The sequence below is a fragment of the Ralstonia psammae genome, from assembly GCF_958405935.1.
In the GTDB taxonomy this organism is placed as follows: domain Bacteria; phylum Pseudomonadota; class Gammaproteobacteria; order Burkholderiales; family Burkholderiaceae; genus Ralstonia; species Ralstonia psammae.
In genome coordinates this window covers 48458-61435 of the sequence record NZ_CATZBU010000007.1, presented here as the reverse complement: position 1 = coordinate 61435, position 12978 = coordinate 48458, and the positions used below count along the sequence as shown (strand labels likewise).

Below are 12978 nucleotides of genomic sequence, written 5' to 3'. Positions count from 1 at the left end.
AGCATGCTAAAATCTGCGACCGATTATAGAGCGTGCAGGTGGCGTCAAACCGCCATCTGGGCGCCAGATTCCACTGCATTCCGCTCGGAGAGTTTCATGGCCGGTCATTCCAAATGGGCCAATATCAAGCATAAGAAAGCCGCTGCCGACGCCAAGCGCGGCAAAGTTTGGACGCGCCTGATCAAGGAAATCACCGTGGCGGCCCGTCTGGGCGGCGGCGATGCCGACTCCAACCCGCGCCTGCGCCTGGCCATGGACAAGGCCACCGACGCGAACATGCCCAAGGACAACATCAACCGCGCCATCCAGCGCGGCGTGGGTGGCCTGGAAGGCGCGAACTACGAAGAAATTCGCTACGAAGGCTACGGCATCAACGGCGCAGCCATCATCGTCGACTGCCTGACCGACAACCGCACGCGCACCGTGGCCGAAGTCCGTCACGGGTTCGACAAGTACGGCGGCAACATGGGCACGCAGGGCTCGGTGGCCTTCCTGTTCGACCACGTCGGCCAGTTCGTCTACGCGCCGGGCACGCCGGAAGACAAGCTGATGGACGCCGCGCTCGAAGCCGGCGCCGACGATGTCGTCACCCATGAGGACGGCTCGCTCGAAGTCATCTGCCCGCCCAACGATTTCGCCAAGGTCAAGTCCGCGCTGGAAGCCGCCGGCTTCAAGGCGGAACTGGCCGAAGTCATCATGAAGCCGCAGACCGAAGTCGAGTTCACCGGCGAAGACGCGGTCAAGATGCAGAAGCTGCTCGACGTCCTGGAAAACCTGGACGACGTGCAGGAAGTCTTCACCAACGCGGTCATCGGGGAGTAAGCCTCGGACACGCGCATAACGGCGATCGACCTCACGATCGCCGTTTTTGTTTTCCAGATTTCGAATCGGATTTAGCAATTTCAGGTAGGTACAGCATGAAAGTGATGGTGGTCGGTTCGGGCGGTCGAGAGCACGCCCTGGCATGGAAGCTGGCACGCTCGCCCAAGGTACAGGTGGTGTACGTGGCCCCCGGCAACGGCGGTACGGCGCTCGACAAACGCCTGCAGAACCTCCCGATCACGGATCCGGAAGTGCTGGCCGCCTTTGCAGAGCGCGAAGGTATCCACTTCACGGTGGTCGGACCGGAAGCGCCGCTGGCCGCAGGCATCGTCGACCTGTTCCGCGCCAAGGGGCTGCGCATCTTCGGGCCGACCAAGGCCGCCGCACAGCTCGAATCGTCGAAGGATTTCGCCAAAGCGTTCATGCATCGCCACGGCATTCCGACCGCCAAGTACCAGACTTTCGGCGATGCTGCGCAAGCACATGCGTACGTTGACCAGGAAGGCGCCCCGATCGTCATCAAGGCCGATGGCCTGGCCGCCGGCAAGGGCGTGGTCGTGGCGATGACCCTGGAAGAAGCGCACAGCGCCATCGACATGATGCTGGCTGACAACCGCCTCGGGGACGCCGGTGCGCGCGTGGTGATCGAAGAATTCCTGGCTGGCGAGGAAGCCAGCTTCATCGTCGTGTGCGACGGCAAGAACGTCGTGGCGCTGGCCACCAGCCAGGACCACAAGCGCCTGCTCGACGGTGACGCCGGCCCCAACACGGGCGGCATGGGCGCCTACTCGCCCGCGCCCGTCGTCACGCCCACGCTGCACGCCCGAGCGCTGCGCGAGATCATCATGCCGACCATCCGCGGCATGGAGAAGGACGGTATCCCCTACACTGGTTTTCTATATGCCGGCCTGATGATCGACGCCGAAGGCAACCCCAAGACGCTCGAATTCAACTGCCGCATGGGCGATCCGGAAACGCAACCGATCATGGCGCGCATGAAGACCGACCTGTACGACGTGCTCGACCGCGCCATCGACGGCAAGCTCGACGGCATGGAGCTGGACTGGGACCGCCGCACCGCGCTGGGCGTGGTGATGGCCGCCCACAACTACCCGGATACGCCGCGCAAGGGTGACGTCATCACCGGCATTCCGAAGGAAACCGAAGACAGCGTCACCTTCCACGCCGGCACCACGCTCAAGGACGGCGTGCTGACCACCAACGGCGGCCGGGTGCTGTGCGTAGTCGGCCTGGCCGATACCGTCAAGGCGGCCCAGCGTGCGGCGTACAACGCAATCGAACAGATCCACTTTGACGGCGCACAGTACCGTACCGATATCGGACATCGCGCCATCCGCCATTGAGCGATCGCCGGGCCGCGCCGATGCCCCACCATGGGGCAGGCGCGGCATCCGTCACCCCGGGTGATCCCCGACGTGCCCCGGCGGCCCGCCCGCTACAATGGTGACAACTGTATGACTCGGCCGACTCGATCTACGAGCGGCCCCTCCTGATCGCATGGATATCCAAGCCGTCCGCGCCTACCTGCTGGACCTGCAGGACCGCATCACCACTGCCGCCAGCACGCTGGACGGCGGCACGTTCGTCACCGACGCGTGGGAAAAGCCGCCCACCGAGCGCCTGCGCGGCAGCGGTCGCACCCGCATCCTGGAAGGCGGCGCGCTGCTCGAGCGCGGCGGCGTCGGCTTTTCGCACGTGAAGGGCGACACCCTGCCTCCGTCGGCGACCGCCAACCGGCCCGAATTGGCGGGGCGCGGTTTCGAGGCGATGGGCGTGTCTCTGGTCTTTCATCCGCGCAATCCCTACGTGCCGACAGTGCATATGAATGTGCGCTGCTTCGTCGCCGTGCGCCCCGATGCCGAGCCCGTCTGGTGGTTCGGCGGCGGCATGGACCTCACGCCCTACTACGGCTTCACCGAAGACGCCTCGCACTTCCACCGCACCTGCCAGGGCGCCCTGGCCCCCTACGGCGATGAGTTGTACCCGCGCTTCAAGCAATGGTGCGACGATTATTTCTATCTGAAGCACCGCAAGGAAGCGCGCGGCATCGGCGGCATCTTCTTCGACGATTTTGCGGAGCTGGGCTTCGAGCGCAGCTTCGAGATGATGCGCTCCGTGGGCGATGCCTTCCTCCCCGCCTGGCTGCCCATCGCCGAACAACGCCACGCCACGCCCTACGGTGAACGTGAACGCGCCTTCCAAGCCTATCGCCGCGGCCGCTATGTCGAGTTCAACCTGGTATTCGACCGCGGCACGCTGTTCGGCCTGCAAAGCGGCGGGCGCACGGAATCGATCTTGATGTCGATGCCGCCGGCGGCCAACTGGCGCTACGACTGGCAGCCGGAAGCGGGGTCACCGGAAGCCGCGCTGTACACCGATTTCCTGCCGGCGCGCGATTGGGTATGACGCTTCCCTCGTTCGTGCGCCCCGATCTCGATCGCCCCTACCGCCTTGGCTTGCTGGGCGGCACGTTCGATCCGCCGCACGTCGGCCACATCGCCCTGGCCGAGCTGTGCATCGCCCGCCTCGACCTCGATGAGCTGCTGTGGATTCCGACCGGCGTGTCTTGGCAGAAAGCCGCCGACATCACCCCTGCCCCGCTGCGCTTTGCCATGACCGAGCTGGCTGCCAGAGCGGTGCGCGGTGGCCGCGCGCGTGTCCATGTGAGCGGCATGGAAGTCGACCGCCACGGCCCCAGCTACACCATCGACACCGTGCGCGAATTGCGCGGCGTCTACGGTGCGGATACCTCCATGGCGTGGCTCATGGGCGCCGATCAGCTCGTCGGCCTGGATACCTGGCACGGCTGGCAGGACCTGTTCGAATACGTCCACTTGTGCGTCGCCACGCGCCCCGGTTTCGACCTTCAGGCACTGCATGTGCCGGTGCAACGCGAACTCGATGTGCGCCGGGGCGACACGGCATTGATACAATGCGCACCCGCCGGCCATATGTGGATCGACCAGACGCTGGCTGTCGACCTGTCATCCACCCGCCTGCGCCAGCAGCTCGCCACCGGCGCGCGCTGCGACGCCGACCTGCCCGCCGGCGTGGCCGACCTGATCCAATCGCATTCGCTGTACCGCCGTGCCAATGGCACAGTCAGTGCCTGACCGCGTGATTGACTGCATTCACGCGCTTTTTTGACCTTTTCTCGCCCTTTAAACGTTCTTCTCACTCAGTATGGATATTCGCAAACTACAACGCGTGATCGTCGACGCGCTCGAAGACGTCAAGGCGCAAGACATCAAGGTCTTCAATACGACGCACTTGACCGAACTGTTCGACCGCACGGTCATCGCCAGCGGCACGTCCAACCGCCAAACCAAAGCCCTGGCCGCATCCGTGCGTGATGCTGTCAAGGAAGCCGGCGGCCACATCATCGCCGTGGAAGGCGAAGACGTGGGCGAATGGGTGCTGGTCGACTGCGGCGACGCCGTGGTCCACATCATGCAGCCGCAACTGCGCCAGTACTACAACCTCGAAGAGATTTGGGGCGACAAGCCGGTGCGCATCGAGCTTAGCGGCACGAGTGCTCGCGGCCTGCCCAAGGCCAGCGAAAGCTACGACGACGAAGACGAGGCCGAAGAAGTGACGCCGGCCAAGCGCCGCACCACCAAGCCGAAGCTGGCAGGTGAGCGCCCGACAAAGGCCGCAGCGCCAGCCAAGAAGGCCCCCGCCAAGACGGGTGCCAAGAAGCCGGCCACCAAGCGGACGACCGGTACCGGCAAGCCGGCCACGAAGACCACCGCAAAGCCGGCGACCAAGACGGCAGCCAAACGCGCCCCCGCCAAGAAGCGCGCAGCGTAACGTCGAGCAGGCAGTCTCGCCATGCAGTTGCTGATCGTTGCCGTCGGGCACAAGATGCCGTCCTGGATCGAGGACGGCTTCTCTGAATATGCCAAGCGCATGCCGCCCGAACTGCGCATCGAACTGCGCGAGATCAAGCCCGAGCAACGCTCGGGCAGCCGCACCGCCGCCACCGTCATGCAGCTTGAGGCCGCGCGCATTGAAGCCGCGCTGCCCAAGGGCTGCCGCATGATCGCGCTGGATGAGCGCGGCAAGGACCTCACCACTATCGCACTGGCTGAATCCCTCACCGGATGGCAACAGGAAGGCGGCGACATCGCCTTCGTGATCGGCGGCGCGGATGGGCTGGATCCGGCGCTCAAGGCCAAAGCCCGTACGCTCATACGCCTGTCGAGCCTGACCCTGCCGCACGGCATGGTGCGCGTGCTGCTCGCCGAGCAACTCTACCGCGCGTGGAGCATCACGCAGAACCACCCGTACCACCGCGTATGACCATGGATGCACCCGGCGCGCCGCACCTCTACCTCGCCTCGCAAAGCCCGCGCCGGCAGGAGCTGTTGCGCCAGATCGGCGCACGCTTCGAGTTGCTGCTGGCCGGCGACGAGGAAGATGCCGAAGCGCTGGAAGCCGCGCTCCCTGGCGAGACGCCTGATGACTACGTCCAACGTGTCTGCGCATTGAAGGCACAGGCTGCAGTGCGCCGCCGCATCGCGCGCAAACTTCCTGCCCTGCCGATCCTCACGTCCGACACCACGGTATGCCTGGGCGGCGAAATCCTGGGTAAGCCGACTGACGCCGCCGATGCCCACCGCATGCTGCGCGCCATGTCCGGCCGCGAACACCGCGTGCTGACCGCCGTGACGGTCGTCACCGCCAGCGGCACGCCGATGCACGCGCTGTCCATTTCCGACGTGCGCTTTGCCGTGCTGACGGACAACGACATCGCCCGCTACATCGCCAGCGGCGAGCCGTTCGGAAAGGCCGGCGCATACGGCATCCAGGGCCGCGCAGCCGCCTTTGTTGCCCATATTGCGGGAAGCTATTCGGGTATCATGGGCCTACCCTTGTTCGAGACCGCCGCACTACTCGCACAGGCGAGCATCACGCTGTAACTCGCCCCTGGCCGGCCGCTGAAGCACGCACCGGGCAGCGTGCGAGGGCCGGTTTCACGACACGCTTCGGGCGCACACGATCAAGCCCAGAGGCGGGTGCTGAAACCCGCTCTCCTGGTACCTCTCCATGTCCGAAGACATCCTCGTCAATATCACGCCGCAAGAAACGCGCGTGGCCATCGTCCAGCAAGCCGCCGTTCAAGAGCTTCACATCGAGCGCACGCTTACGCGCGGCCTGGTCGGCAACATTTACCTTGGCAAGGTGGTGCGCGTGCTGCCCGGCATGCAGTCGGCCTTTATCGATATCGGGCTGGAACGCGCGGCATTTCTGCACGTGGCCGACATCTGGCATCCGCGCGACGCCAAGGACGCGCCACCCACACCGCAGGTCGCCATTGAGAAGACGCTCTTCGAAGGGCAGGCGCTGATGGTGCAGGTCATCAAGGACCCGATTGGCACCAAGGGTGCGCGCTTGTCTACGCAAGTCAGCATTGCTGGCCGCACGCTGGTGTATCTGCCGCAAGACCCGCACATCGGTATCTCGCAAAAGATCGGCAACGAGGCCGAGCGTGAAGCGCTGCGTGCGCGCGTGACCGCCATGGTGCCCACCGACGAACGCGGTGGCTTCATCGTGCGCACCATCGCCGAAGAGTCGACCGACGAAGAACTCGCCAACGACGTCGCTTACCTGCGCAAGATCTGGGCGACCATCCGTCACCATGCGACCACCCTGCCCGCGCCGTCGATCCTGTATCAGGACCTGAACCTCGCCCAGCGCGTGCTACGCGATTTCGTGACCGACGAAACGCGCAGCATCCAGGTCGATTCGCGCGAGAACCATCAGAAACTCGTTGAGTTTGCGCAGGAGTACACGCCGGCCGTAGTCGAGCGCCTGACGCATTACACCGGTGAACGGCCGATCTTCGACCTGTACAACATCGAGGCCGAAGTTGAGCGCGCGCTATCGCGCCGCGTCGATCTGAAATCGGGCGGCTACCTGATGATCGACCAGACCGAGGCGATGACGACCATCGACGTCAACACCGGCGGCTACGTGGGCGCACGCAACTTCGACGACACGATCTTCAAGACCAACCTGGAAGCGGCGCACACCATCGCACGGCAACTGCGGCTGCGCAACCTGGGCGGCATCATCATCATCGACTTCATCGACATGGAGTCGGCCGAGCATCGCGATGCGGTGCTGGCGGAATTGCGCAAGGCGCTGTCACGCGACCGCACGCGCATCACCGTCAACAGCTTCTCGCAACTCGGGCTGGTGGAGATGACGCGCAAACGGACGCGGGAATCGCTCGCGCATGTGCTGTGCGAGCAATGTCCGGTGTGCCACGGCAAGGGCCAAGTCAAGACGCCACGCACCGTGTGCTACGACATCCTGCGCGAGATCATGCGCGAGTCGCGACAGTTCAATCCACGCGAGTTCCGCATCCTCGCATCGCAGTCGGTGATCGACCTGTTCCTGGAAGAAGAAAGCCAGCACCTTGCGATGCTGGGCGATTTCATCGGCAAGCCGATTTCGCTGCAGGTGGAATCGTCGGCGGCCAGCCAGGAGCAGTACGACATTATTCTGATGTAGCACTGCCCCGCGCGGCAGCTACGGTTTGGCCGGGCTGCCGTGCGATACCGGCGCCGCGGCCATGGATGCCGCCGCACGCTCTGTCAGACGCGGAATCTGCTCGCGCATGGTCAGCAGCGCGGCCAGCACTACCAACATCGCAATCCCGAGCATCGCCAGATAGGCCACGGCCCCGCCGGCGGTGATGACCATCGCACCGGCAAACGCGCTGAGGATGGCGCCGAGGCGACCGAACGCCACCGCCGATGCCGTGCCCGTCGCGCGCACCGCCGTCGGATAGACGTAGGCACACAGCGCATACATCGTCGATTGCACGGCGTTGACGAACAGCCCGTGCAGCCCAAGGCCGATGATCAGCAGGTTCGTGTTCAGCTTGACATCGACACCCTGCAAAGCAAAGGCGCTCGCGGCCGCGCCCACGCAACACAGCGCCATTGGCCAACGCGAACCCCATCGCGCGATCGTCACCGCGCAAACCAACGCGCCTATCACGCCGCCCAGGTTATATGCCGTCAGCCCCGAGCCGGCCACGCTCACGCTCAAACCTTCTGAAGCCAGCATCGTCGGCAGCCAGCTGAACGCCGCGTACACGGCCAGCAGGCACATGAAGAACGCTGCCCACAGCGCAACCGTATCGCGAGCCTGCCCCGGCGCGAAGAGCGAGCGGAAACTCGCGTGCTGGATGACCTTCTGGCCCGCCACATCGGCAAACACCGCATCGGCGGGCACATCGCGCTCCATCTTCGACAACAGATGCGCCAGTTGCGGCCAGTGTGACTGGCGGCGCGCCAGGAAACGCGGCGATTCGGGCAGCGCAACCACCAGCACGAACCCGAGCACCAGCGGCAGTGCACCGCCGATCCAGAACAGCCCGCGCCAGCCATAGAGCGGCAGCACGTGGCCCGCGAACAGGCCTGCCAGCATCCCGCCCAGCGGCACGCATACGATGGTGGCCGTCACCGCCAGTGTGCGGCGACGCGCAGGTGTGAACTCCGCCGTCATCGTCGTCGAGCTTGGCAGCGCGCCACCGATGCCCAGGCCGGCGACAAATCGCAGCGCGGCAATCGTCGCCACGTTGGGTGCAAAGCCGATTGAGCACGTCGCCACCCCAAACACGAACACGCTGCCGATCAGCGCCCAGCGTCGCCCGAAGTGATCGGCAAGCAGGCCCGCCAGCGCGCTGCCCAGCCCCATGCCGATCAGCCCGGCAGCCACCGCCGGCGCGAACGCGTTGCGCGTGATACCCCACTCCTTGATGAGCACGGGGATGGCAAAGCCGATCAACTGGCCATCAAAGCCGTCCATGACGACCGCGAACGCCGCCAGCAGCACCGCCATCTTCTGCGCGAGTGAAAACGGCCCGTCGTCGAGGACCGTACCGATATCGACCGTGGTCTGATTCTGGTTCATGCCGGCCTCCGCTGGGACGCCAAGCACGCGAACACGCAACGCAATACCACCGCCGCGCTCACCAATCTGGAACTGCACATCATGTGGTTGTCTCCGTTGAGGTGGCGTCTGCGCGCCATCGAATGAAAAGCGGGGTACTTCGGTCACCTAGGGCGCTTGCCCGTGCACGGCCTGCGCCTGCACCAACCGCACCAGTTGCATCAACGTCTCGGTGTGCGGCACGGGCACGCCATGCCGGCGCGCCGTCGCCACCACGGCGCCGTTGATGGATTCGATCTCGGTCGGGCGTCGGGCCAGCACGTCCTGCAGCATCGACGGCTTGTGCCCGCGATGCGCGACGATGGCGTGCCGCACGTTGTCACCCACCTTCGCGGCATCGACCGTGATGCCGCTGGCGCGTGCCACCGCCAGCACTTCGTCCACGATGGCCAGCGCCAATGCCGGGCCGTCTTCCACCGCGCCCAGTGCGTCGACGGGCTGGTTCAGCACCGTGCACAGCGGATTGAGCGCAGCATTGAAGGCCACCTTTTCCCAGACTGCGCCCCATACGTTCGCGTCGGCCTGGCAGTTCAGGCCGGCGGCGGACAGCGTATCCACCACGCGTGCAAGCATCGGACGCTGTGCGCCATCTGCCGACATCAGGCGGATGGCGCCGGTGCCATGCGAGTGCACGTGGCCCGGACCGACAAGATCTGCCGGCCACGTCGTCACACCGACAAAGATGCGCTCAGACGGCACGACCGAAGCCAGTGCCTCCACATTGCCCAGCCCGTTCTGCAGGGTCAGCACGTGCGTTGACGTGCCGATCAGGTGACGCACGCTCGCCAGCGCCGCACGCGTATGCATTGCCTTGGTGAAGACGATCAGCAGCTCGGGCACGTCCGTCGCCTCCCCCGGGCGCAGGGCCTGCAGGTTGCGGACGTGGCGATCACCGCCATCGGTTTCGAGCCGCAAACCGTAGGTGGTGATCGCATGCAAATGCGCGTCATGGATGTCGAGCAGCGTGACATGCTGGTCGGCCTCGGCCAACAGTCCGCCGAATAACGAGCCCATGGCACCCGCGCCGAGGATTGCGATCTTCATCGTCATCTCAGAAAGGATAGTGCCGCGGCGTGGTCTGCACCGTCATCCAGCGCAGCTCGGTGAACTCGGCCACGCCAGCGCGGCCGCCAAAGCGCCCGAAGCCGCTCGCCTTGACGCCGCCAAACGGCATCTGCGCCTCGTCGTGCACGGTCGGGCCGTTGATGTGGCAGATGCCGGATTCGATGCGGCGCGCGACGTTCATTGCGCGGGCCACATCGCGGCTGAACACCGCAGACGACAGACCATACGCGTTGTCATTCGCACAGGCGATGGCGGCGTCGTCGCCACTCACACGCACGATGCCTTTGACCGGGCCAAACGATTCTTCCGTGTAGATCAGCATGTCGGGCGTAACGTGATCGAGCAGCGTGGCGGGCATCAGCGTGTTGGTGGCCTTGCCCCCGCACAGCAGCTTCGCGCCTTTGGCGAGTGCGTCGTCGATGAGGTGATTGCAGCGTTCGACCGTGCTCATGTCGACCACCGAGCCGAGTACCGCCGGCCCCTTGCGCGGATCGCCCAACGGCAGCGCTGCGGCCTTGGCGGCCAGCTTGGCAACGAACGCATCGGCGATGGTTTCGTCGACGATGATGCGCTCGGTGGACATGCAGATCTGGCCAGAATTGGCGAACGCGCCGAAGGCCGCGCCGTCGACGGCAGCATCGATATCCGCATCCGCCAGCACCAGCAGCGGCGCCTTGCCGCCCAGCTCCAGCACAACGGGTTTCAGATGCGTGGCGCACGTCTGCGCAATGATGCGGCCCACGCGCGTGGAGCCCGTAAAGTTGACGCGCCGCACAGCCGGGTGGGCGATCATCGCCTCCACCACTGCACCCGCGTCGGCCGGGGCATTCGTCACAAAATTGACGACGCCCTTCGGCAAGCCTGCCTCCTGCAGGGCCTCGATGATGAGCCCGTGTGTAGCCGGCGAAACCTCGGAGCCTTTCAATACGACGGTATTGCCGCACGCCAGCGGCAGCGCAATCGCGCGCACGGCCAGGATGACCGGCGCATTCCACGGCGCGATACCCAACACCACGCCTGCCGGTTGGCGCACGCCCATGGCGAGGCTGCCCGGCACGTCGGACGGAATGATCTCGCCTGCAATCTGCGTAGTCATGGCGGAGGCTTCCTGCAAGCCGCTCGCAGCCAGATGCACGTTGAAGCCGGCCCACAGCGCGGAGGCGCCTGTCTCAGCGGCCATCGCGGCAGCGAAAGCCTCGCCCTTCGCCTCGAGTGCCTGTGCAGCACGCATCAGCAACGCGCGGCGCTCGGTCGGGCCCATCGCGGCCCAGGCGGGGAATGCAGCAGCAGCGGCATCCACTGCGCGACGGGCATCCTCCACCGTTGCAGCGGGCGCGCGCGTGGCGACGGTGCCGTCAAGCGGGTTGCGCCGCTCGAAGACGGCGCCATTCGCAGCGTGCACGCGCTCGCCGTTGATCAGCATCGAGATGGTGTGCGCCGCGTCCAGTGCGGCGACATTTGTATTCGTCATCAGGCGATCTCCACTTCTATCAAGGTTGGTCCGGTGGATTGCAAAGCGGTGCGCAGCACGGCTTCCAGCGCGTGCGGGTCGCTCACGCGCTCGCCAGTGCAACCCATGGCGCAGGCCAGGCCGACAAAGTCGATGCCATGCAGGTCCGTGCCCTGAACAGCGGCGGTCGGCGCAAAACCGAACACCGGCGCGAAATCCTGCAGGGCAGCATAGCGGCGGTTGTTCAGGATGACGAATGTCATGGGCAACTTGAGCAGCGCCGCGCTCCACAGCGCCTGGATCGAATACATGCTCGATCCATCGCCAATCAGGCCGATCACACGTGTGCCCGGTTTGGCGAGCGCCACGCCGACGGCAGCCGGCATGCCATAGCCCAAGCCGCCGCTGTCCATCGTGTAGAACCCGCCCGATCGGCGCATCGGCAGATAGGCCTGCATGGTTGACCGGGCACTCGGCGCTTCTTCGACGACGATATCTGTGGGGCTGCGTACAGCGTCAAGCGTTTGCAAGACGAAGGCTGCCGACATGGGTGAACCAGGCTCGGCGCGTGGCGATTGAGCGCGTGGTAGCGGCAGCGGTCGTGCCGGTGGCGCGGGGCGAGCGAGCAGATCCAGCACCCCCAGGCGGATGTTGCCAACGGCGGAAATGCCCTCCGGCGTCCACGCAGCGGTCGCTGGATCGTCAATCAATTGAACGAGCTTCGCGCCCGTTGGCACATGCGGGCCATGCCCTTCCACGTGATACGTGAATGCCGGGGCACCGAGCGCGAACACCACGTCGTGCCCCTGCAGCCGGCTGACGATCTTTTCGCGCATGGCAGGCAGGAAACCGGCGAACAGGCGGTGATCTTCGGGAAACGCGCCGCGCCCGGCCATCGGTGCGGTGAACACACGCGCGTTGTGCGCCTCGGCGAGTTGCACGACGGCATCCCATGCGCCAGCGCGATCAACAGCCGCCCCCACCACGAACGCCGGCCGCTGCGCCGCGTCGAGCAGATCGCCGATGCGCGCCAGCGTGACCGGATCCGGCCGCACCGCGGTGGCCACTTCGTGCACGGCGACGGGCTCTGTCGCTTGATCCCAGTCATCCACGGGAATCGACACCAGCACCGGGCCGCGCGGCTCCTGCATGGCGATGTGATACGCACGGGCCAGGGCCAGCGGCACGTCTTGCGCACGCGCGGGCTCGATGCTCCATTTCACGTACGGCTTGGGCAGTTCGGTCGCCTGGTTGGATGCGAGAAATGGATCGAAGGGCAGGATGGACCGCGCCTGCTGCCCAGCGGTGATCACCAGCGGCGTGCGGTTCTTGAAGGCCGTGAAGATGTTGCCCATGGCGTTGCCGACACCGGCCGCCGAGTGCAGGTTCACCAGCGCGGCATTGCCTGTTGCCTGCGCGTAGCCGTCTGCCATGCCGACCACCACGGCTTCCTGCAAGCCCAGGATATAGCGGAAGTCCTCCGGGAAATCACGAAACATGGGTAGCTCGGTCGAACCCGGGTTCCCGAACACGGATGTCATGCCGAGCCGGCGCAGCAGCTCGATGGAGGCGTCGCGCACGGTGGTCAGCGCGAGCGAGGTGCGGGTCATACGGGCAGTCTCCTTGGAACAGGTCGCCAGTATGGAATCCGT

Annotated in this window: 12 protein-coding genes; 8 read left to right on the top strand and 4 right to left on the bottom strand. The window is 65.5% G+C overall.

Annotated features, from left to right (window positions below):
* Positions 1-96: 96 nt before the first annotated feature.
* The 8 genes from R2N16_RS15540 (at position 97) to rng (ending at position 7362) form a co-directional block, all read left to right on the top strand.
* The gene (locus tag R2N16_RS15540) at positions 97-822 is read left to right on the top strand and encodes a YebC/PmpR family DNA-binding transcriptional regulator (protein ID WP_316666640.1); all 726 of its coding nucleotides are present in this window, start codon (positions 97-99) and stop codon (positions 820-822) included.
* A gap of 95 nt (positions 823-917) precedes the next feature.
* A complete protein-coding gene (gene purD / locus R2N16_RS15535; protein WP_316666639.1) occupies positions 918-2186 on the top strand; it encodes a phosphoribosylamine--glycine ligase in 1269 nt (422 codons plus the stop codon).
* A 154-nt stretch (positions 2187-2340) separates the two neighbouring features.
* Entirely contained in the window at positions 2341-3249 is a 909-nt protein-coding gene (gene hemF / locus R2N16_RS15530) for an oxygen-dependent coproporphyrinogen oxidase (protein WP_316666638.1), read from the top strand.
* Positions 3246-3956 carry a nicotinate-nucleotide adenylyltransferase gene (locus R2N16_RS15525; RefSeq protein ID WP_316666637.1) on the top strand — a complete coding sequence of 237 codons (711 nt, stop codon included), beginning with the start codon at positions 3246-3248 and terminating at the stop codon, positions 3954-3956. Before hemF ends, R2N16_RS15525 begins: the two co-directional genes overlap by 4 nt.
* 70 nt (positions 3957-4026) lie before the next feature.
* Complete coding sequence (gene rsfS / locus R2N16_RS15520; RefSeq protein ID WP_316666636.1) at positions 4027-4653, top strand: ribosome silencing factor; 627 nt, start codon at positions 4027-4029, stop codon at positions 4651-4653.
* Between the two features lie 21 nt (positions 4654-4674).
* Positions 4675-5145: a 23S rRNA (pseudouridine(1915)-N(3))-methyltransferase RlmH gene (gene rlmH / locus R2N16_RS15515; protein ID WP_316666635.1), complete on the top strand. Its 471-nt coding sequence runs from the start codon at positions 4675-4677 to the stop codon at positions 5143-5145.
* On the top strand, positions 5142-5765 hold the full coding sequence (locus tag R2N16_RS15510) for a Maf family protein (protein WP_316666634.1): 624 nt from the start codon (positions 5142-5144) through the stop codon (positions 5763-5765). Before rlmH ends, R2N16_RS15510 begins: the two co-directional genes overlap by 4 nt.
* A gap of 127 nt (positions 5766-5892) precedes the next feature.
* Positions 5893-7362, top strand: coding sequence for a ribonuclease G (gene rng / locus R2N16_RS15505; RefSeq protein WP_316666633.1), 1470 nt, complete (start codon positions 5893-5895; stop codon positions 7360-7362).
* A gap of 18 nt (positions 7363-7380) precedes the next feature.
* On the opposite strand, the gene R2N16_RS15500 is transcribed toward rng, so the two are convergent.
* From R2N16_RS15500 to mdlC, 4 genes are all read right to left on the bottom strand, one after another.
* Positions 7381-8772, bottom strand: a complete 1392-nt coding sequence (locus R2N16_RS15500; protein ID WP_316666632.1) for an MFS transporter — start codon at positions 8770-8772, stop codon at positions 7381-7383.
* 147 nt (positions 8773-8919) lie between these two features.
* The gene (locus R2N16_RS15495; RefSeq protein WP_316666631.1) at positions 8920-9855 is read right to left on the bottom strand and encodes a ketopantoate reductase family protein; all 936 of its coding nucleotides are present in this window, start codon (positions 9853-9855) and stop codon (positions 8920-8922) included.
* A gap of 7 nt (positions 9856-9862) precedes the next feature.
* The gene (locus R2N16_RS15490; RefSeq protein ID WP_316666630.1) at positions 9863-11347 is read right to left on the bottom strand and encodes an aldehyde dehydrogenase; all 1485 of its coding nucleotides are present in this window, start codon (positions 11345-11347) and stop codon (positions 9863-9865) included.
* Positions 11347-12936 carry a benzoylformate decarboxylase gene (mdlC, locus tag R2N16_RS15485; RefSeq protein ID WP_316666629.1) on the bottom strand — a complete coding sequence of 530 codons (1590 nt, stop codon included), beginning with the start codon at positions 12934-12936 and terminating at the stop codon, positions 11347-11349. Before mdlC ends, R2N16_RS15490 begins: the two co-directional genes overlap by 1 nt.
* Positions 12937-12978: the final 42 nt, after the last annotated feature.